Source organism: Gemmata palustris (genome assembly GCF_017939745.1).
GTDB lineage: Bacteria > Planctomycetota > Planctomycetia > Gemmatales > Gemmataceae > Gemmata > Gemmata palustris.
Window position 1 is genome coordinate 3,749,566 of the sequence record NZ_JAGKQQ010000001.1, and the last position, 21,189, is coordinate 3,770,754.

Consider the following 21,189-nt stretch of genomic DNA (forward strand, 5'->3'; position numbering starts at 1 on the left):
TCGGTGGTCGGGTGAGGGTGACAGGGGAATTGTACCAGCCGCGAACAGGGCGCGAAGGTTCGTCGGGCGCACAAGAGCGCACAGGGCTTCCGCCCGGTGCTACGAACGCCGGCCCCTCCGGGGCGGAAAGGCACTGCAGGTACTGGTTTTCGGCCCTGGTTCACAGGGCTTCCGCCCTGTGAACCAGGGCCGAAAACCCATCCACTGCCGCGGAATGGGCACCTCGGCCGGCGGCTTCTCCGGGGCGAAGACCGATACCCTCTAATGGATACCCTCTAATGCCTTTCCGCCCCGGAGGGCCGGCGTTCGTAGCACCGGGCAGAAGCCCTGTGAACCTACCGGAACTCGAAAACGGAGACGCCCGGCCGGGTTTCCCCTGCACCGGGCGCCTCCGCCAGCGGAAACGGGCGGAGAACAACCCCGCCCGCGAGATTAACGGTTTAAGCTGGGAAGCTTGCGCGGTGTTGGTGCCGCGCCGGGTACGGGTTACTCGTGTCGCAGTGCCTCGATCGGGTCGAGCTTCGCGGCGCGCCACGCGGGGTACAGCCCGAAACACATCCCGACCAGGATCGACACCCCGACCGACAGGAAGATCGACAGAACGTGGAGCTTTGCCGGCAGCGCGGCACTACCGGGCCACCAGCCCCGGAGCACGTCCCAAACGGCCGGGACCGCGTACACTGAGGCGACCCCCAGCGCCGCCCCGCACAGCCCACCGATGGTGGTCTGGACCACCGCTTCGACGAGGAACTGCATGACGATGTCCTTCCGCTTCGCCCCGAGCGCGCGGCGAATCCCGATCTCGCGGGTACGTTCCGTCACCGTAGCGAGCATGATGTTCATGATCCCGATGCCGCCGACCAGGAGCGAGATGGACGCGATCATCGCCATGAGGAGCGTGAACCGCGTTTGGGCGCGCTCGGCCTCTTCCAGTTTGTCCAGCGGCACGGTCACGGCCCAGTCCTTCTTGGGGTGCTTGCGCTCCAGCATCCCCTTGATCTCGTTGCCGACCGCCTGCACCTTCGCGCGACCCGCCGGCGTATCGACTTCCGCGTCCACGGTGAGCGTGACCTGGCTGTACTCGACCTTCTCGTTCATGCGGGCGCCGGCCGTGCGGATCGAAATCACCTCCCCGAACCGGCGCCGACTGGTGCGGATCGGGATGTAGATGTCGCGGTTGTAGTCCTCCGCGGCCTGACTCCCGCCGGACCCGCCGGTCGGCATCCGCTCCTTCAGGACGCCGACGACGAGGAAGAAGTGGCTGCGCATCCCGACCGTCTGGCCGAGCGCGTCCTCGTAGGGGAACAGCTTGTCGGCCGCCTCCGAACCGAGGACGCAGTAGTTCTCCAGATCGCTGTCGTCGTTGTCGGTGAGGAACCGGCCGCGCGAGAGTTCGAGTTTGTTCACGATTTGATAATCGGGCACGGTCCCGATCACGCGGGCGTTCACGAGCCGCTCCAGGTACCGCGCCTCGCTCGGGAACACGCGCATGGGCACGATCCGCGTCACGGCCCCGTCGGAGGTGAGCGTGCTGAACCGCTCTAGGTCGTCGCGGACCAAACCGTAACTGGTGACGAACCCCTTCGACGCGGTGGCCGAGTCGTCCGGCGGTTTGGCACTGCGCACGATGATGTTGGTCGCGCCCTGGCGCTTGATGTCGTCGAGCGCGTCCTGCATGGACCCCTCGCCGAACGACATCAGCGAGATGACGGAGCACGTACCGATGATGATGCCGAGGACCGAGAGGACCGAGCGCAACTTGTGGAGCCAGAGGCTCTTGACCGCGAGCGACACGCTCCGCTGCAGTTTCGCGGTGTTGGCCGCGAACGGCAGGTGCGTCGTCGCCCCGGTCACGAACGCGAGGGCCACCAGCGCGGCCAGCGCCCCGAACACCGACGCGATAATAATCAGGACCGTATTGCCGGAGAGACTGAACCCGAACATCAGCCGATCTCCATGACGGTGCGGGTGTCGTTGCGCACGTCCGATTCGACGCGCCCGTCGCGCAGGCGCACGACGCGCCGCGCCCAGGCCGCGATGTCGTTCTCGTGCGTCACCATGATGATGGTCTTGCCGGTCCGGTTCAGTTCCCGGAGCATCTGCATGATCTCGACGCTGGTCTTCGAGTCGAGGTTACCCGTCGGCTCGTCGCCCAGGATCAGGTGCGGGTCGTTCACCAGGCTCCGCGCCACCGCGACGCGCTGCTGCTGACCGCCGGAGAGTTGGAGGGGCCGGTGGTCGAGGCGCTCGCCGAGGCCGACGAGTTCCGCCAGCGCGACGCACCGGGCCTTCGTCGCCTCGTCGAGCTTGATGCCCTGGTAGAGCAGCGGTAACTCGATGTTCTCGACGACCGTGTACTGCGGCAGCAGGTTGTACGACTGGAAGATGAACCCGAGGTAGGTGCTGCGGACCTCGGAGAGTTGGTCGTCGTCCATTTCGGACACGTCCACGTCGCCGAGGTAGTAGTGCCCGCTGGTGGGGCGGTCGAGGCAGCCGAGGACGTTGAGCAGCGTGGACTTCCCCGACCCGGACGGCCCCATCAGTGCAACGAAGTCGCCCTCGTCGAACGACAGGTTCAGTCCCTTGAGGACGTGAACGGTCTGCGTCCCCATGTAATAGTTCTTGACCAGATCGACGACACTGACGATGGCAGGCATCGGGAGAAACCCAGGGGACAAAGGACAGGAGCGCGAGATCAAAAGACCGAAGTCAGAAACCGGGGGCGATCAGAAGCTCAGTGTCACTGCCTTCTGACCTCCGCCCCGAGCTTCTGACTTCGGCGCTCTGACGATTAGAGACCGGCGCCCGGGGGCGGCCCGCCCCCGCCGCCCTTCTTCTTGCCGCCACCACCTTTACCCCCACCGGCGCCCGGGCCGCCGCTCGTTCCGTCACCCTTGCCCTCAATGGCCTTACCGCCCTCGCCCTTGTTCCCGCCACCCTTGCCGTCGCCGTCGCGGGTCCGGGTCTTGTCGTCCGCGGTGAGCATCACCTTCGGGTTCATGACGATCTCGTCGCCCTCGGTCAGCCCCTCGCGGATCTCGACGAACTTCTCGTTGTACAGGCCGAGTTTGATCTCACGCTCTTCGTACCCGGTTGCCGTCTTGACGTAGATCTTGCGCGTGGCCCCCATCTCGGTGCCGCCGAGGATGGACTGGACCGGTACAGTCAGCACGGGCGCCGTCGCGGTGTCCACGGTGATCGTGACTTCTGCGGTCATGTCCGGCTTGAGCTGTTCATTGTCGATCCGCCTCTTGGTACCGTCGGGGAGCAACTCGAAATCCACCATGACGAGCGTCTGGTAGAGTTTCACGTCCGAGATCCACGAATCGGCCTGGCTCGCGACCGCGGAGACCGTGCGGACGTGGCCCTCGAACACGCGGTCCGGCAGCGCGTCCACGCGGATGCTGGCCTTCTGCCCGTCGGACAGTTTCTTGTACTCGGAGTTACGGTATTTTTCACGCAGCCGGTCGATGATCTCCTGCTTCTGACTCACCACACGGCTGAACGGATCGGTGTTGAACAGCATTGTGTTCTGGAGGCCGTCCACAAAGTAGGTGGGCACTCGCACGTCCCCGCGGATGCGGGCCACCATCGCTTCGTGAACCTTGGTGTTCACCTGCATCCGGTGCAAGTTCGGGATGCGGAGCATCTTCTGCCCCTCTTTGACCTGCGCCCCCTGCTCGATCATGCCCTGGGTGCTGCTGCCGAACCGGTTCGATTCGTTCCGGAAGTAAACGACCATCGAGTCCGGCTCGATCGTGTCCGGGGCCGTGATCTTGCACTTAGTCCGCTGCTGGACAATGTCTCGCCGTTTATCGTCCTGCTGGATGTACTCGGACGTAGCCCGCTTCTTTTCGGCGAGCGCCTTGGCGAGGTTCGCGTCCGCTTGGAGCACCGCCTGCTCGTATGCGAGAAGCGCGTTGTTCCGCTTGCTCCGCAGGTCGGTGAGTTGCTGCTTGCGGTCGTAGCTGAGCATCTGAGCGAGTTTGGCTCGTTTGCTGCGCAAGTCCTCGACGGCGCTTTCCACCTTCGATCGCTCGGCCTGGGCTTGAGCCGCACTCATGTAGGACAGCTTCACCATCCGGTCCGCCCACGCGGACCGTTCGCGGTACTGTTCGAGGTTGCTCTCGGTCAGTTTTACTTGCCCGGTTTGGTCGTCCACCAGTTGGCGGAACGAGCCGGACTCGGACAGCGCCGCCATCCCACCGCCGACTGCGGCCAGGGTGCCCAGTGTCGGGTCGTAGTTCAGCCCGGTGAACTTCTCCAGGTCGATCTCGGCCTGGACCAGCGCGTTCTTCGCGGTCGCGACGGAGATCTCGTTCTGCTTGACCACGATGTCGTAGTCGTTCTCCGCCTTGACCTTGTTGGCGTCGGCCGTGTCCACCTTGATCTGCTGCTCGTCCTCCTGGTCTTTCAGCGCAGAGTCGTCGAGGATCATGAGCAACTGGCCGGGCTTGACCCGGGAGCCGTCGTCGATGACCCAGTTGATGGTACTGGCGAAGCCCTTCGTGCCGGCCCGCACCTCGCACACGATGTCGCGGTTGTCGGCCGATTCGAGCGTGCCCTTCTCGGCGACGGTAACGACGAGCGGCTCGCGCTTGACTTTGTGGAGGAGGACGTCCGCGCGAACGGGGGCCGCGCGGAGGAAGAAGTACCACCCACCGGCGATACCCGCAGCGCCCAAGAGCGCCCCGGCGAGGGCGAAGGGCAGGAGCCGCCCACCGCCCCGGCGCGCCGGGAGTTTGCGCTGCTTACTTCCCGGCCCCGACGGGCTGGGGGGCATGGAGCCGTTCGCCGGGCCGTTGCCCGTCGGCGGGAGATCGGTTCTGGGCATCGGTTCGGTTGAAGAACTCATCGATCCATACCCCACGGTCATCGAGGGTCATCTGTTCGAGGTCGAGGTACAACTGCATCCGGCCGGTCTGGTAGGCGACCCAAAGTTGGTAGAGCGTGTTTTGGGCACTCACCAAATTGCTCTGGGCCGACAACACTTGCTGGGTCAGGGCCGCGGCACTACCGGCATCGGTTGCGGCACCGGGCGCGGGCGGAGCGAGGAGGATGGCCTGGGCGTTGTCCACCTGCGAGTACCCCAGTTCCACCACCCGCTGTTGGATGCGGTACAACTGGGCAAGGGTTCGCAGTTCCCGGAGGTCGCTCCGGATATCATTGGTAATGTTATCCTCGAACGCCATTAGCGTGCGGCGCTGCCTCTGATAACCGATCAGCGCGGCCCGGTAATTATTGCGCTCCGCCCGGCGAATTAACGGCAATTCCGCATTAAATGTAAGCTGGTGGTTACTGCGGTCGGCCGCAAACGCGAGACCATTGTTCCGACCGGCCGGTGTGTTGCTGCTTAGATCATACCGAACATCGAACACGCCTTGCAACGAATTTGCCTGAATTGCGATCTGGCGCCACGCATCCACCACCTGTCCGCGGGCGTTCATCAGGTCGAGGCGATTTGTGAGAGCCGTCTGAATGGCCGCCGTGTACGCATCGTCGAGCGGCGCGGCGAGGGCGTCGGTCCCGCCGTCGCCCATAGATAGCGGCGGCAGGTCCGGCCACTGGGCACGAACGAGCACCAACCGATCGTTCCGCGCCTCCAGGATCAACAAGTAGAACGCGTTAAATACATCGCGGAACGCACCGGCTTGAGCCGCGAGGCGAGTGGGGGCGTTGATGAGTTTGGCCCACGGCTGGGCCTCGTACACACGCACCAGACGATCGAAATCACCCAGGTCGATGTCGTCCTCCAGGAGTGCGATCTTCCGGGTTTCGGCTTCCGGCTCCGGTTGCCCCTTCAATTGCCGCTCGGCGCGAGCGGCGAGCAACTTGCGCCGCTCCTCGCGGATCTGGGCCAACCGCGCCGCCGCCTGGTCGTCCGTCAGCTTCGCCGGCGCCCACGAGTCCAGGCGCTCGCCGATCGACTTCGCGAACGGCGTACCCTTGGCCAGCGGTGACTCCGTGAGCAGGGTGCGCCACCGGGCGCGGAACTGCGCGACCGGCGCCGCAGGGTCGTACTTCGCCGCGGCCAGTTCCGTCTGCTGCACCTGAGCATAGACCTCTTCGTAGCGCCCCAGTTGCTGGCGGATCGGGCGCAGCGGGCCGTCGTCGAGTTCCAGCGGCACCGTAATCGGCAGGCCAAGCTGGAGTTTGAAGTTGTCCAGCGAATCGAGGAACCCGCGGACCCCGCTCTGGCTGGTCCCGCTGTTCGACGAACCGAGGAGCTGGGAGCGACTGGTCAAAAGCTGCACTTCCACCTGCCCGACCTGCAAATCGGACTGCTGGCCGCCCTCGCGGAACGCCTGATACAACTGGAGCAGGCGCTCCAGCGACGTGACGTTCTTCCGCTGGTTGCTGATGACCGCCGATTGCTGCAGGAGCGGCAGGTACCCCACGTTCGGCGCGGTGAGGTTCCCACCGATGCCGCGCCCGAGGTTCGGCGAGAGCCCCTGGAGGCCGTAGGGGTTGTTCGTGTACCCGCCGCCGGACCCGCCGGCCGCCAGTGCGACGTAGAAGAGCTTGCGGAACCGGGTGTACGAGCGCATCGCGTAGACCAGCGTGCGCTCGGCCTGGGTGAGCCCCTCGAGCGTGACCGCGAACCCGCCGTCGCGGAGGAACGGCTGCGCGAGGCTGAGCGACAGGTTGCTGATGCTCGTCTGCGGCTTGTCCCCGGACAGGTCGATCGTGAGCTGGTTCGCGAGCTTCACCATGAGCATCGCACCGGTCGGGAACAGCTTGTTGATGCCCCCGGCGGTGTTCAGCGACCAGCGTTCGCCGCCGTTGGCGAGTTGACGCCCGGTCGATTCGCGGACCACCTGCTCCGTGAAGAACGCTTGCGCGGCGAAGTTGAACCGCTCCAGTGTGACCGGCAGGGCGGTGAGGTACAAGTCCTCGCGCCGGTCCTGGTACTCGCGTGCGTTAAACAACCCGAGTTCGATGGTCTGGTCGAGTTTCAGCCGGTACCCGGTCTGCCCGGATTCGAGCGCTTTGAGGTACTCGGCGGCCGGGTCCGCACCGGTCGTCAGGATCGGCGGGTATAGCTCGGGCGGCCCCTTGCTCAGTGGGTCGACGGGTTTACCCGGCCCAACGGGGCCAGGGGGTTGTTTCAGATCGAGCGGCTTGGGATCGGGAACCGGCTGCGGGATCGGTGGTAGAGAATCAATGGGAGGAACCGGAACGGGTTGTACCGGGACCAGCGCGACCGCGGGCACCGCTTTCCCGGTCGACTCTGCGTCGCCGGAAATCACGGTCACAACGGGCGGGCGCAATTCGGTCTTGGCCGGTACGCTGTTGCTGTTGTTGGTAGCAACCGGATTTTGCGGTCCGCGTTTCGCGGCCGCGACCCACGGCCCGACCTCGTTGGTAATGGGCTTCGCGGCCGGAGTCGTCTGAACGGCCTGGGCCGGTCCGCTGGACGGCCCCGATCCGGGGAGCGCGGCCGGGACACTGTGACGCACGGGGCGCTCGCCTTGCGCAACGGTGGGCGCCCCCGTAGTCGTCGGGAAAAAGGACGGTGTGGTCTTGGCGGCGTTTGGTCTTTGCGGACCGGCGGCACGTTCCGGCGCGATCGGAGCGCCCGCCGCGGCCACGCGCGTGGACGTGTTCGGGTCATCGGCCCGGTTCTCCGAGTCCCACTGCTGGAGCAGCGAAACGTACCCGTCGCCGTCCTGCCGGCCGACGCCGGACTTCTTCGTCGGGCGCTGCGGGTTGGGCGACAGCGAACGGGCCGCGTAGTCATCGGGCGGGTACGGCGGGCGGTCCGGGTTGGTGGGGTCCGCGAACCGCGCCCGCGGGTCCGGGTACACGTGCCAGTCCTTCTTCACCTGCCAGTCCGGGAACACGTTCTTCTGCGAAATGATCCCGGCGACGTCCTTATCGGCGCGTTCGCGGTAGTTGTAGCGCGAGCACCCCGGCCCGAAGAGGAGGGCGAGAAGGGCGAACGCGGCAACGAAGGGGAGGCAGCGTGCTGATCCGTGCATTAGCGCACCCGTGCAGAACCCGGAACTCCGGCACATCCGACACGCACGGTATCGACCACACAGTTTGCTCGAGTTGAGGTGAACAGCGAGAAGAACGCGCCCCGGGAAGATGTGGGCTACCCAATTTACCCAGTTGAGGAGCGCCGGCCGTCAGGTGGTTCCGAACTTCGCACCCGGGCCGTACATCACGTCGGTGCGGAGAACGTACTTCCGCCCCGTTTCCACCGCGGCCCCTTCGTGCCACTGCCGGTGGAGGAAAACCAGCGCCGTCCCGCGGACGGGCTTCACGCGGAGGCGCGGGGCTCCACCGAACAAGAGGAAGGAGTTGCCGTCGGAAAAGAAGTTCGTGTGCCCACCCGTGAAATCATCATTCAAGTAAACCATGAACGTGAGTTCGCTGACCTCGAACTGTTTGATGCGGTAGTAGGCGCCGTCCAAATGGGGCTTAAACGTCTGACCGGGATCGTAGCGGTAGAAGCGGAACCGCTCGTTGAAGCCGACGAGTTCGCGTTCCCCGATGGCGTGTGGCAAAAACGGCTGGGCACGGAGAAACAGGCGCTCGGCGAGTGCGGGATCGTCGAGCAAAACGCGCTCGTTGTCGCGGAAGCTCTTGACGACTTCGCCACCGAACAGCGCGTCCCCGTACCCGATGGCCTCGCTCTGAGCGACGAACGCCGCGCACTCCTCCGCGGTGAGAAAGTCCGCGATCGCAAACACCTTCTCATCATCGAGTAGTGTTTTGGTCATGGCGCCAGGTTACCAGGAAGTTAGGCACCGAGACGATTCATTTACTGTTAATTGGGGTGGTTGCGCAAACAGCGCCGAGGGGTTCTCGCCGGTGGCTTCCGCCATACTCGCGCCAGTAATCGCCGGCATCGGCGCCAGAATGTGACGCGGGAGGTGAACCGACGGTACCGACGAATCACTTCCTGCTGTCGCTCTGTTCCTTCATCATATCTGGTGTAATGAAGGTCGGGGTAGAGTGCGAGGAAGGGAATCGCACACAGCGCCAGAACGCCCAAAATCAATAGGACTCCTCCGGCCAAGAACGGGAAAAACAACCACTCCCACCACGCGATTGGGGTTTCATCGCCACCATTCCGAAAAAACGGCACCCGCATCTCAGTGCTCCGTTTTCGTGTGGTCTTTGACCAGTAGCACTTTGTGCGACTACCCGACACGGTGGGCGCGATGCTGCGCCCATCAGATCACACCAACTGGCACGCGGGGCGGCGCTTCGTGAACTCGACGCGGACATCAATGGTGTCCGCGCGCGGGGGGAGTGCGAGGAGCTTCAGTTTGCGCAGGCGCGCGAGGTACGGCACCACCGTTTGCGACACGTTCGCGGCCCCCGCGAGGCCGACCGCTTCCAGATCGGGGAACCGCGTGAGGAGGAGCGTTACGCCGGAATCGGTCACCTGCGTGTCGGCCAGACCGACCGCTTTCAGACCGCGGAGATTCGCGAGGTGCATGACCCCGGCATCCGTGACCCGAACGCACCCCGACAAGTCGATGGCTTCTAGGCCCGGAAGCCGGGAGAGTGGCTTGAGCTTGGCGAGATCGGCATCGCCGGTGGCGTCCGGGTTGAGCGCGAGGCGGTACGCTTCGCCCGGTTTCGCAACGACCTCACCGGGCAGCTTCGCGTTACTCAAAACCCAGGGCGCATCGGCGGTCGCGGTCGAGCGCGAGAACCACGTTCCTCGAAGCGGAACGAGCCACTTCTCCGGTTCGGCCGGAACCGCGTGGGCGACGATCGTGACCGGCGCCGACGTGCCATCCAACGCGCCCTTTTCGGAAAGCGCGGGCGCTTTGGGTGCCGCCCCGTTTCCGGGAGCGCTCCCCTTACCCGTCTGGGGAGCGGGCGGGGAAACCGGAGGTGTTTGCTCTCCCTTCTTTTCTGGAGACGGCGGTTTGGGCGCCAGGTTCTGCGTCGCCGGCTCTTTGAGCTTGCTCAAGCGCTCCGCGAGTTCGACCGCGTCCTTCGGCCGGCCGCTCGGCTCAGTGTCCACGCAGTCGCCGATGAGATCGACGAGCGCGTCCGTCACGTTCCGGCGCTTCAGTTCGCGCTCGAACCGCGTTCCGGGAGCCTCGGTAAGTTTGCCCGTCAACATCTGGAACGCGATGACGCCCAGCGCGTGAACGTCGTCGCGCGGGTCCGGCTTCGCGCCGCGCGACTGTTGGGGCGAAGCGTACAGAGGCGTGTACGACCCGCGCAACGACGTTTCGAGCCAGCCCGTCATCATCGACATCCCGGCCGCGTTCGTGCGCAGGTAGTCCACGGCGACCCCGCCGATGCCGAAGTCGGTAATGCGCAGTCGAAAATCCTCGGATTGACCGGAACCGTTGTGGCCTTCGACGTGAAAAAGGATGTTCGCCGGCTTCAGGTCGCGGTGAACGATCGAGGGCGCGAGCCGGTGGAAGGTGCCAACGGCCACCGCGAGCTGTTTGAGCGCGAGTACCGCGCGCGCTTCGCACTCACCATTGGGAAGGCTCTGCCAGCGGTGAATGAGGTCGGTCAGGTTCCCGCCGCCAACGAACTCGTACATGAGCCACGGCGTTTCGCCGTCGAGAACAGCGTCCAGGAGCGGCACGACGTTCGGGTGGTTCCCCTGCTCCATCACGCGGGCGATTACGCGCCCCTCGTGCGAAGTGAGTTTGGCCCGCACCTTCGCATCGGTGCAGAACTTCACGGCGCGCGGTTGCGGAATGAACGAGTGGCGCGCGAGCCACACCTCGCCGAACCCGCCGGCGCCGAGGAGTTCCTCGAGGCGCCAGCCCGGGCGCCCGGGCAGGTCGCCCCCGGGCCGGAAGTGCGGCACGCGCGCGGGGAGCATTTTGACGAGGTCTTCGGCCTCGTCCACCGCGAAATCTGGCGGCACGGTCTTCCCAGTCGGGTCGTCCGCGCGTTTGAGTGATTGGCGCACCGCGCCGGGGAGTTGTGTGAGGTACAGTTCGAGCGTGAGCCGGTCCTCGATCGGCCCCTGGTTCACGACTTCCCGCGCGACCTGTTCGGCCATCTTCTTCGCATCTTCCGCGCTCGCCGCCGCGACCTTTGCGATCTCCTCGCGCAGCGCCGCGGCCTTCTGGCGCTCGCGCATCAACTTGTACGCCTGCTGCGCGACCTCGAAGACGTAGGGGCCGCCGGGCACGAGTTCGGTGAGCCCGCGCAGCCCCTTGTCGCGGATCGCCAGCGCCACGCACTCGAACACGGCGAGCATGCCTGTCCCCTCCGTCCCGGATCGGAAGTCTTAAATCGTAAGATATCGAGCCGGTCCGTGCCGACTTTTCCGACTCCCGACTTTATGACTTCCGACGCGAAGTTTGCCCCGGGCTGAAACACGAGTTAAATTGGGTTGACGCGCCGAACCGTAAGTCCCGTTCGGTCGGTCGCTGTGCGCCCCCTCACCGCGCAGCGTCACCCCGACTCCGGTCGGGTCAGGTCGCTATGGCTTGGTCTACCTCGGCGCCGCGCCGCGATCTCGGCCCTTTGGGTCGGGTCGTGAGCCTCGCGCTGTTACTGCTACCCTGCGCCGTGCTGGGCGGCCTCGGCTACCGCACGCAACTGCTCCCGCTGTATGCGGGTGCGGGCGTGCAGGGCCTCTTCGTATTGATGTTCGTGCGCTCGCACCCCGTGTGGCGGCCCCCCATCAGTGCGTCGCTCATCATCCTGTACCTCATCGCGCTCGCGTGGGTGTGGCTCCCGACGCGCGGGGCGCCCGACTGGGCGGTTCACGTCGGCCAGTCCGTTCTGCTCCTGACGGCTGTTGCTCTCGCCGCCGTTCACGACCTCATTCGCACCGGTGCGGAACCGCTGCGCCGGGCGAACAAATGGTGCGGGCGCCTCGTGACCCGCACGCACTGGCCGCTCCAGCTCGCGGATTGCCGCGCGCTGCCCGAAGTGGTCGCGCTGCGGGCCACCGCACTCGACGAGGTGCGCCCGGTCCTCGCGCTCCTCGCGGACCCGCGCCCGGAGGTGCAGTGCGCCGCACTCGGGGCGCTGGAGTATCGCCCGCAGTGGCAGCCGGGGGAAGCTGAGTTAGTGCTAAAAACGGCCGAAGAGAGCGCGGAACCGGCGGTGCGCGCCGCGGCCGCCTACGCGCTGGCCGGGGTCGGGTCCGCGGACCTGATCGGCGGGTTGGCGCGGTTGCTCCGCGACCCGGCCGCCGAGGTGCGGCTCGCCGCGTCCGAATCGCTCCTGTGGAACGCGGACGCGCGGTGGCCGTTCACCCGGGAGGGCGTTCGCGACGCGCTCGCCGACCCGCGCCTCGCCACCGACGGCCCGGTGTTCGCTTCCGGGCGCCTACCGGCCGCGGCCCTGGCCGACCTCATTACCTGGGCCGAAGAGCACGCCCCGCTCGCGCCGCGCGCGATCCTCACCCTCATGGAGCAATACCACCGCGACCTGACCGACGGTGACCGCCCCGAACTCGCGAGCCAGCTCGCCGCGATGATGCTCGATACGGGCGCGGCCCCGTCGCTGCGGGTCGAACTCGCGGCCCTGTTGCGCGACCACAACCTGCTGTCCGTCGATCTGCTCGACCGGCTCACGAACATGGACCAGCCCGGTCCGATCCGCCTGTTCGCTGCGGAACAGATGCTGCGCATCAACCCGCACGACCCGGACGGCGTGGACGTGCTCCGCGGGCTGGCGCGCCAACCCAACCGCGAAATGGCGCTCTCCGTCGCGGCCATCCTGCAAAACGTATTGGGGTTGGAACTGGGGTTGCCCCCGGGCGAGCTCCCGGCGACCAACAGCAAGATCGCGGCCGACGTGACCCGGCGCGTGCTGCTGTGGGCGAACGGCGCGAACCCGGACCAGATCCGCCCGACGCCCGGGCCGATGGCGGGGCTAAAAGGCGCTCCGCGTTCCGCACTCGCGGGCGTTCGTGCCCCCTCGATCCCGCCGCCGAAGCCACCCGAAACCCACGACGCTCCGCACTCCCGCGGCGGCTCCAGCGCGGTGTTTTGAGCCGTGTTCGGAGGTCCAATGCTCACACCAGCCGTTTCGCTTCTCGGGCGAGAGCATCGGCGATGAACGCGAGCATCGGTGCGCCCATCTGTTCTTCGTATCGAGCTCCGGGCTTCGCCCGTGTGTCGAGATCGACCGCGTGCGGAACGCCGATCGCAGTGAGTTTCTCGTGCAGCCGATCGTTACCGCGATAATTCGCTGCGTCTGTTGGGGAGCAACAGAACCACAGGTGCGGCGGCCAGCGGTGGGCATGAATGTGGAGCACGGCCGTGTCTTGCCGGCACCGCTCGCGGCTGTCGTACATTTCATCGAGCGGCGTCCCGCGCCCGTACCAGTCCTGGCAATCAAACGCGCCCGAGACGCTCGCGGCGATCGGGAACCGCTCCGGGTGTTTGAACGCGAGTCGCACCGCCCCCTGCCCGCCCATTTCCACACCACCGACCGCGAGCGCACGCGGCCCCAAATGCCACGCGGCGCCCACCCACGGTGCAAGTACGTCCAGTAGATAGCCCTCGGGCGCGAGACCGGCATCAAACTCGGGGCACACGCGATCCGCCCACCAGCACTGTCCACCGTGGGGCACAACGCACCGCAATCGATGAGCGCGGAGCGTCGCGGTGAAGGCTACATCGGTTACGGGGGTGCGTTCGTCGAGACCGTGAAGGTAGAGAAGTGCTTGTGGAAGTGCGTGGGGCGGATCAAATACATCGACCGGCTTCCCGCCGATGGTGGTCCGCGTCCAGCCATCGAGCATGGGAATAACTCCGATTCGGTGCGAACCGCCCACAAGAAAGTACACAGGGCTCGCGCCCTGTGTTCCTATTCCTACTTGCGCAGGAGAAGGGCGTGCTCGAACCGCGGGCGGGCTTGGAACGCCTGCGCGGTGGGGCCGTGGAAGTGCGGGCGCGCCTGGGACGCGCGAGCGGAGGGATTCAGGCCGCACACGCGGCCGACTTCGGCGACCACTTCATCGGCGCGAATCGCCACATCGCCGACGGCCGAATCCGCCATCATGAGGACGAGCGGTGCCCCCGGGGGGAGCACGCGCGCTGCGGCCCGGAAGAAGCGCTCGAGTTCCTTGCTCCAGGCCCCGCGCGCGTCCTTTGGCTTTAACCGCGAGTACGCCGTCCGCGAACCGATCTCCCCGTGCGCGAGGGGCGCGGCATCGAGCCCGAGCCAGCGCAACCGGAGCGCGTGGTGCGCGAGGTAGTCGTAAGTGGCCGCGTAGGGCGGCGACGTGATGATAGCGTTGATCGGAGCGGGCGGCAAATGCTTCAGCACCGTCGCATCGTCCGAAATCACGGTCACGGTCGGCGGCGCTTGCGGGAGCAACCGGCCGAGGGCCGCGAGCCGGGCGACGAGGTCTTGCGCCTTCTGCACGAACAGCCGCGCCGCGAACCCGGCCGCGGTGCGTCGCGTGCCGATCCCGGCAGAAGTATCCCCGGTCTTGCGCGAGAGTTTAATCAGCACGGACGACAGCACCAGTTCCAGATCGGCGCGGGCGGGATCGTCACGGAACATTTCGATCTTCGCGCGGAGCGAATCGACCTCGAGCAGCACGTGCGGCTCGAACATGGTCATGTCTTCCGTAGAGAAACGCCGACTCGCGCCGGTCTTCGCCTTGCGCCGGGTGTCGGCGTGTTCCGCGCACTCGGCGGCGCGCGTGGTGAGGTGCGCGAGTTCGTTCGCGGTTCGCGGGAGCGTCTTGCGGGCCGCGAGGCGCACGGCGAGCGGGTTCAGGTCGGTACCGATCGCGTTCCGGCCGGCAATGAGGGCCTCGACGAGCACGGTCCCGGACCCGCAGAACGGATCGAGTACGCGCCCGCCCGGGGGCACGAACGCCCCCACGAGGCGCGCGGCCGTGCCCGGGTGCATGCGCGCGGGGTACGTGTGGAACCCGTGAACGTGGGAGCGCGCCGGGTCGTTGTCGTCGTCCGTGGCCGGAGGGACGGCGAGCGCGTGTGCGAGCCGGTCCGCGTCCGCGCGGTCGCCCTCGGTGTCGATCGCGCCGCCCACGTTGGTCAGCGCCCGGCGCCGGTTCGGGTCGCGCGGCAATCGTTTGTCGTGCCGTTCGTTCACTTCTTCAGCATCTCCAGCGCGTCGGTCTGCTCGCGCTCAAATCTCTTGGTGAGTCCGGGAATCAGTGCTTCGCCCACGTTCTTGAACCGGACGAGTTTGCCGTCCTTGTCCTTGCGCCCGCGCTCCGCGTACACCGCGCGAATGATCGCCTCGTCCGTCACGTCTTCAACCTTCGCGTCTTTCAACAGCGGCTTCACCGCGGTCACGATCACGTCGGTATTCGGCCCGTGTTGCACCGCGACCGACCACACGACGTCGCGGAACGCCGCACTGCGCTTGGTCACGTCGAGTTTCAGGTCGCGCTCGAGCCGCCGCACTTGCGGGTCGTAGTGCGTTTCTTTGATGAAGGCGTGCTCGTTGGTGTGCAGCGCCTTTGGGTCTTTCGCCGCGAGTTCCTTCCACTTCTTGGTGAACTCGTCACTCCCGCCCTTCAGTCCCTTGAACTCTTCGGGGTAGTGCTTCTTTACGAATTCGTCGGCGCGGCCGATCTTCGATGCGAGTTGGTACGTGCCATACGACACGCCGCCAGGGTCGCCCTTACCCGTAGAAACGGTACCGGGTCCGCGCCCGCCGGACTCGTACTTCTCGGACAACTTGCCGAGCGCTTCGTCCGCGGCCAGAGCGCCCGGCGCGCCTGCGAGGAGTAAACACGCAGTAGACAGAAATTGGCGCATGGGAGCTTCTGGGGTTGGTGTTCCGCGCTCAATAGTTTGTTCTGCGGAATTGCCGCGCCGATTCGAGTGACGAACAGGGGCGTGGGCGCCCGGCCGGTGAAATGAAGAGGCGCCCCTCGGAGCCGCCGGGCTTTCGGGCCGGCGGCTCCGAGGGTGTTCGTGCTCAGCCCAGCCACGCCGGGAGTTCGCCCGCCGCGGGTAATTTCACGATCGTAACCGAGCTGATTTGCGGGTGGTTCTTCACCGCGGCGAGCGCCGCCTCCGAGGGCGGGTTGTCGAGGTTCAGGATGCCGATCGCCTCGCCCCCGGGGGCCTGCCGGCCGACGGTCATCTGCGCGATGTTCACCCCGTGGGTGCCGAAGATCGTGCCGACGAACCCGATTAGCCCCGGCACGTCGCGGTGGAGGAACACGAGCAGCACGCCGTCGAGGTACCCCTCCATGCGGTACGGCCCGAGTTGCACGAGCCGCAGGTACTGGTCGCCGAACAGCGTGCCCGCAGCGACCGTCGTACCCTTTTCGGTTTCGACTTCCGTGTGGAGCAGCGCGGCGAAGTCGCCCTTCTTGGGGTTGGACGATTCCGCGATCTCGATCCCGCGCTCGCGGGCGAGCACTTCCGCGTTAACGAGGTTCACGCCCTCGCTCAAGCGGTACTCGAGCATCCCCGCCGTGAACGCGGCGGTAAGCAGTCGCGTCTTCTGACCCGCGAGTTCACCTCGATAGGTGAGCGATGCGCGGCGAATCGTTCCCTGGGCGATTTGCGCCTGGAGTAACCCCAGCCGGCGCGCGAGATCGACGAAGGGCCGCACCTCCGCGAGTTCCGCGGGGTTCACGGCCGCCATGTTGACCGCGTTCGCGACCTGGCCCTTGAGCAGGAAGTCGGCGATGAGTTGCGCCGCTTCGATCGCGACGTTTTCCTGAGCTTCCAGCGTGGAGGCGCCGAGGTGCGGCGTGAGCACGATGTTCGGTGCCTTCAGAAGCGGGTTGTCCGCGACGATCGGCTCCACGGTGAACACATCAATGCCCGCGCCGGCGATGGTGCCCGCGGCAAGTGCATCGGCGAGGGCCTTCTCGTCCACGATGCCACCGCGGGCGACGTTCAGCACGCGGGCGGTTTTCTTCATCAGTCCCAGTTCGCGCGCCCCGATGAGACTCTTGGTGTCGTTCCCAAGCGGAACGTGAAGCGTGAGAAAATCGACCTTCGGTAAGAGGTCGTCCAAATTCGCGGCCGTCTCGTACCCGAGTTCGGCGGCCTTTGCCGCGGTGACGAAGGGATCGAGGGCGATCACCTTCATGTCCATACCCTTCGCGCGGCGGGCGACCTCGCGCCCGATGCGCCCCAACCCGACGACGCCGAGCGTCTTCCCCGCGACCTCGGTCCCGACGAACTTGTTGCGGTCCCACCCGCCGGCCTTCATGGTGGCATCTGCGACCGGGACGCGCCGGGCGAGCGCGAGGAGCAGCGCGATGGTGTGTTCCGCGGCGGAAACGGTGTTTCCGCCGGGTGTGTTCATGACCACGACGCCCTTGCGGGTAGCCGCAGCGACATCAATGTTGTCCACGCCGACGCCGGCGCGCGCGATCGCGCGCAGGCTGCCGGTGTCCTCGAAGTATTCGGCACTGAGTTTGGGTTGAGAGCGACAGATGACCGCGTCGGCGCCCCGAAGTGCGGCTTTGAGTTCGTCGGCCTTGAGGCCGGGCCGGTTGTCCACTTCGAGCCCGGCTGCTTGAAGCAGTTCGATCCCCGGGGCTTCCAACTTGTCAGCAATCAGTACGCGCGGCGGCATGGAGAGCTTGGTGTTTCGTGTTTGGTGTTTTGGGCAGAGTGTTTTATATCCCGCCGCCGCGGAGCGGCCCGGAAACACGCCACCGAATACTAATCTTCGTGATGCGCATACTTTTTCGGGTTGAAGTCTTTCCACTCGATCGGCGTCGGTTTGCCGTCAATCGTCACCGTCGTCGAGACGGTCAGCACGTCTTTGGCCTGCATCCAGCCGGCTTTCGCGACGAAGTGCGAACACTTCCCGGCGGGATCGTCCTTGCGCTCGTCCATCGGGGCCGGCTCGAACTCCAGTTTGTGCTCTTTGCCGTCGGCGGTCTTCGCGGTCGCGGTGAACTTCGCGATCGGCAACGCGACAGATTTCTTGAGGTCATCGGCGGCGAGGAAGAACACGTCGAGTTCGTTGCCGTCCTTGCTGGAGAGGTGGGCGGTGAGCGCGGCGTGGTAGTGCCCCGCGTCCTCGACCATCATGTGTTCCAACTCGTGCGAGTGCTCGTGCGGCTCCGACTTGAACGCGGTCGGGGCCGGCTTCGGGTCGTTGAAGCACCCGCAGAACGCGAGTGCAATAGCCGCGAGCGGAACACAGAAGCGGAGCATGAGGCGCCTCGATTGAACGGCAGTGGGTGGGCTTCGGGCATTGTACCGATCCCACACCACTCACCGCCGGGGGCGGAGCTATCGCGCACCGGGGGGCACCATAAGCGGACCGAAACCGATCACGAGTTGGAGGAAGACGCAGGCGAGCGCCACAGCGCCGAAGATGATGCCAATAATCGCCAGGGGCTTACCCTTCGGATCTTTGAGCCCGAACGCGCCGGTGATGATCGCGGCAATGCCAAGTGGAACCGTGATCGGCCACGTGAGCATGGAGCAGCACCCGCAACAGGTGACGGGGATGGCGAGACTGCTCAACAGGCCGAGCACGAACGCGAAAATGGAGGCCGCGCCCGGACCGGTGCTCGGGCGCCGGGGCTCGTAGCCGTCCTCATCATCCTCGTCTCGGCGCCGGCGCGTGGGGCGACGGTCGTAATCGTCCTCGTCTTGGCGCCGGGAACTCCGTGACGACCGGCTCCGCTCGCGGTCTTCGGGCACCTCTTCGTTGCGCCGCCGGGAACCCAAACCGGACCGGCCGGCGCTGTCCGGGCGCGCGGGCGGGGGTTCCGCAACGAACACGTGCAGGCAACTCCCGCACTCGATCTCCTGGCCCGCGAACTCGGCGCCGATCTCCAGCACCGATTTGCACTCCGGGCACGTGACCTGAATGTTGGGCATTGGAGTTGGTGAAGTGAGGAACTGGGAGAAAAAGTGAGTTCCGGGAACGAGTTCCGCGTCTCGTCCCCCGGTTCTTTACTTCGTGTTGATTTCCCGCGTGATGGGCGGTTCGTCCTTGAACAGCTCGCTGACGGACTCGTTGCCGTGAATCCGCTGGATCGCGTTGGCGATCAGCGACGCGACGGAAATCACCTTGATGTTCGGGAGCTGCTTCTCCGGCGGGAGCGGGATGCTATCGGTGATGGCAATCTGATCGATTTTCGCGGACCCCAAGCGCTCGATCGCGGGGCCGCACAGCACGCCGTGCGTGGCGCACACGTAGACCGCTTTCGCGCCGTGCTGCCGGGCCACGTTGACCGCGCCCACGATGGTCCCGGCCGTTGAAATCATGTCGTCGTAGATCACGACCGATTTGCCGTCGACCGGCGCACCGATCAGGTGCCCGTGCTTGATCTCGGTGGCGCTGGTCCGGCGCTTGTCGGCAACGGAGATCTTCCCGCCGACGTTCTTCTGGAAGTCGAGCGCCTTTTTGATGCTCCCCTCGTCCGGGCTGAGCACGATGAGTTCGCTCTGGTCGATGCCGAGGCTGCGGACGTGCTTGGCGATTTCTTTGACCGCGTAGAGGTGGTCCACCGGGATGTCGAAGAAGCCTTGAATCTGAGCGGCGTGCAGGTCGAGGGCGAGGACGCGGTCGGCCCCGGCTTTTGTGATGAGGTTGGCGACGAGCTTCGCCGAGATCGGTACGCGGCCCTTGTCCTTGCGGTCCTGCCGGGCGTAGCCGTAATAGGGCAGCACGGCGGTGATGCGCGCGGGACTCGCCCGTTTAAACGCATCGAGGATGATGAGCAGCTCCATCAGGTGGTCGTTCACCGGCGTGGACGTCGGCTGCACGATGAACACGTCCCGGCCGCGCACGTCCTCCTCGATGCGGACGCTCGTCTCCTTGTCCGGGAAGTCACCCAGCGTCATGTTGCCCAGCGGCACGCCGAGCACCTTGGCGACGCCCTCGGCCAGGGGCCGGTTCGCGCGCCCGCTGAAGATCTTGAGCTTGTGATTGTTGCCGTTGCCGAACACGGCCGTCTCCTGAATTGGTTCGGGGCACGGCCCGGAACCGCATTATGCGCCACGAGGAACACAACCGCCAGCGCCCAATCGGAATCGGGTGCGTCGGGTACCAAAATCGGGTGTGTCGGGAATATCGGCTATCGGGTATCGTGAAAACCCCAAGCCGGCCCGCTCGCCCCGAGCGCGTTGCCGCCCCAACGCCCTCAATTTCACGCCGATATGTCCGATCTCAACGACCACTTGGCGCTGGCACTCGTGCCCGGACTCGGGCCGAAGTTAACGGCCGCGCTTCTGGAGCGGTTCGGCTCCCCGGCCGCAGCGCTCCGCGCGACCGCGCCGGAACTGCTGCAAATACCGCACATCGGGGAGAAACTGGCCGGCGCGCTCGCGGCCGCGCTCCGGGCCATTGACACCGGCCCCGAACGCGCGCTCCTCGAAAAGCACGGCGTTTCACCGGTGCCGCTCGGCTTCGCGGGGTACCCCGCACCACTCGCGGCCGTGGTCGCCCCGCCCCCCTTGTTGTATTTCCGCGGGGCGTGGGTGGAAGCCGATACCAGGGCGATCGGCATTGTTGGCTCGCGCGCCTGCACCGCTTACGGGCGGAAACTGGCCGAACAACTCGCGCGCGACCTCGTCCGAGCGGGCTTCACGATCGTCTCCGGCCTCGCACGCGGGATCGACGGTGTCGCGCACCGGGCGGCACTCGACGCGGGCGGGCGGACGATCGCGGTGCTCGCGGGCGGATTGTCGGCGATCTACCCGCCGGAACACGCCGAACTCGCGGACGAAGTCTCAAAGCAAGGATGTTTAGTTACGGAAACGCCGATGACGGTGGCACCGCAGCCGGGCATGTTCCCGGCGCGGAACCGCATCATCAGCGGGCTGGGTCGCGCGATCATCGTCGTGGAAGCGAACGCGAAGAGCGGCGCGCTCATCACCGCGACGCACGCGGCGGAGCAGGGGCGCGAAATATTTGCCGTGCCGGGGGCCGTGGACAGTTCCGCCAGCGCGGGCAGCCTCGAACTCATTCGCAAGGGCGCCCGACTCGTGCGCAACGCGGACGACGTGATCGAAGACCTGAAGGGCATTTCGACGCCGGAATACCGGATCTCCGAAGCCAGAGCGCAGAAATCGGAAGGGGGAACCCGTTCGGCCCCAGCGCCCAGCGAAGCCCCACCCCCTGCCCCGTTACCGATGCTCGAACCCACTCACCAGCGGGTGTTCGATGCGCTCGCGACCAAGCGCCACGCGGACGAACTGGCGCGCGAACTGAGTTTGGCGGTCGGCGACCTGTCGCGCGTGCTCATGCAGTTGGAACTGAAGAAAGTTGTGCGCCGACTGCCCGGCAACTTCTACGAACGGCGGTGAA

The 21,189-nt window shown here is 66.0% G+C and carries 15 protein-coding genes; 2 read left to right on the forward strand and 13 right to left on the reverse strand.

Features of this window, described 5'->3' with window-relative positions; translation table 11 throughout:
* Positions 1-486: 486 nt before the first annotated feature.
* The 6 genes from J8F10_RS15405 to J8F10_RS15430 all read right to left on the reverse strand — a co-directional run bounded on the left by J8F10_RS15405 (position 487) and on the right by J8F10_RS15430 (position 11,200).
* The gene (locus tag J8F10_RS15405; protein ID WP_210654985.1) at positions 487-1,944 is read right to left on the reverse strand and encodes an ABC transporter permease; all 1,458 of its coding nucleotides are present in this window, start codon (positions 1,942-1,944) and stop codon (positions 487-489) included.
* Positions 1,944-2,657, reverse strand: coding sequence for an ABC transporter ATP-binding protein (locus J8F10_RS15410; RefSeq protein ID WP_210654987.1), 714 nt, complete (start codon positions 2,655-2,657; stop codon positions 1,944-1,946). The genes J8F10_RS15405 and J8F10_RS15410 overlap by 1 nt, the downstream gene beginning before the upstream one ends.
* Positions 2,658-2,791: 134 nt before the next feature.
* Positions 2,792-4,855 carry a hypothetical protein gene (locus J8F10_RS15415; RefSeq protein WP_210654990.1) on the reverse strand — a complete coding sequence of 688 codons (2,064 nt, stop codon included), beginning with the start codon at positions 4,853-4,855 and terminating at the stop codon, positions 2,792-2,794.
* Positions 4,752-7,982 (reverse strand): TolC family protein, encoded by a 3,231-nt coding sequence (locus J8F10_RS15420; RefSeq protein WP_210654992.1) that lies wholly within the window; start codon positions 7,980-7,982, stop codon positions 4,752-4,754. Before J8F10_RS15420 ends, J8F10_RS15415 begins: the two co-directional genes overlap by 104 nt.
* Before the next feature lie 150 nt (positions 7,983-8,132).
* A complete protein-coding gene (locus J8F10_RS15425) occupies positions 8,133-8,729 on the reverse strand; it encodes a prolyl hydroxylase family protein (protein ID WP_210654995.1) in 597 nt (198 codons plus the stop codon).
* Between the two features lie 461 nt (positions 8,730-9,190).
* A complete protein-coding gene (locus J8F10_RS15430; protein ID WP_210654997.1) occupies positions 9,191-11,200 on the reverse strand; it encodes a protein kinase domain-containing protein in 2,010 nt (669 codons plus the stop codon).
* 227 nt (positions 11,201-11,427) lie between these two features.
* Between J8F10_RS15430 and J8F10_RS15435 the strand changes: the two genes are divergently transcribed.
* Positions 11,428-12,951: a HEAT repeat domain-containing protein gene (locus J8F10_RS15435; protein ID WP_210654999.1), complete on the forward strand. Its 1,524-nt coding sequence runs from the start codon at positions 11,428-11,430 to the stop codon at positions 12,949-12,951.
* A 22-nt stretch (positions 12,952-12,973) separates the two neighbouring features.
* Here the strand turns inward: J8F10_RS15435 and J8F10_RS15440 are convergent, their stop codons facing one another.
* The 7 genes from J8F10_RS15440 to J8F10_RS15470 all read right to left on the reverse strand — a co-directional run bounded on the left by J8F10_RS15440 (position 12,974) and on the right by J8F10_RS15470 (position 19,829).
* A complete protein-coding gene (locus tag J8F10_RS15440; protein ID WP_210655001.1) occupies positions 12,974-13,705 on the reverse strand; it encodes an alpha/beta hydrolase-fold protein in 732 nt (243 codons plus the stop codon).
* A 71-nt stretch (positions 13,706-13,776) separates the two neighbouring features.
* Complete coding sequence (locus J8F10_RS15445; protein ID WP_210655003.1) at positions 13,777-15,030, reverse strand: DNA methyltransferase; 1,254 nt, start codon at positions 15,028-15,030, stop codon at positions 13,777-13,779.
* Entirely contained in the window at positions 15,027-15,704 is a 678-nt protein-coding gene (locus J8F10_RS15450; protein ID WP_210655005.1) for a VgrG-related protein, read from the reverse strand. Before J8F10_RS15450 ends, J8F10_RS15445 begins: the two co-directional genes overlap by 4 nt.
* 163 nt (positions 15,705-15,867) lie before the next feature.
* On the reverse strand, positions 15,868-17,490 hold the full coding sequence (serA, locus tag J8F10_RS15455) for a phosphoglycerate dehydrogenase (protein ID WP_210655007.1): 1,623 nt from the start codon (positions 17,488-17,490) through the stop codon (positions 15,868-15,870).
* An 89-nt stretch (positions 17,491-17,579) separates the two neighbouring features.
* Positions 17,580-18,080 (reverse strand): hypothetical protein, encoded by a 501-nt coding sequence (locus J8F10_RS15460; RefSeq protein ID WP_210655009.1) that lies wholly within the window; start codon positions 18,078-18,080, stop codon positions 17,580-17,582.
* 78 nt (positions 18,081-18,158) lie between these two features.
* Positions 18,159-18,755, reverse strand: a complete 597-nt coding sequence (locus J8F10_RS15465; protein ID WP_210655011.1) for a DUF4190 domain-containing protein — start codon at positions 18,753-18,755, stop codon at positions 18,159-18,161.
* Between the two features lie 75 nt (positions 18,756-18,830).
* Positions 18,831-19,829: a ribose-phosphate diphosphokinase gene (locus tag J8F10_RS15470; protein ID WP_210655013.1), complete on the reverse strand. Its 999-nt coding sequence runs from the start codon at positions 19,827-19,829 to the stop codon at positions 18,831-18,833.
* A gap of 210 nt (positions 19,830-20,039) precedes the next feature.
* Between J8F10_RS15470 and dprA the strand changes: the two genes are divergently transcribed.
* Positions 20,040-21,188, forward strand: coding sequence for a DNA-processing protein DprA (dprA, locus tag J8F10_RS15475; protein ID WP_210655015.1), 1,149 nt, complete (start codon positions 20,040-20,042; stop codon positions 21,186-21,188).
* The last annotated feature ends 1 nt before the right edge of the window (position 21,189 follow it).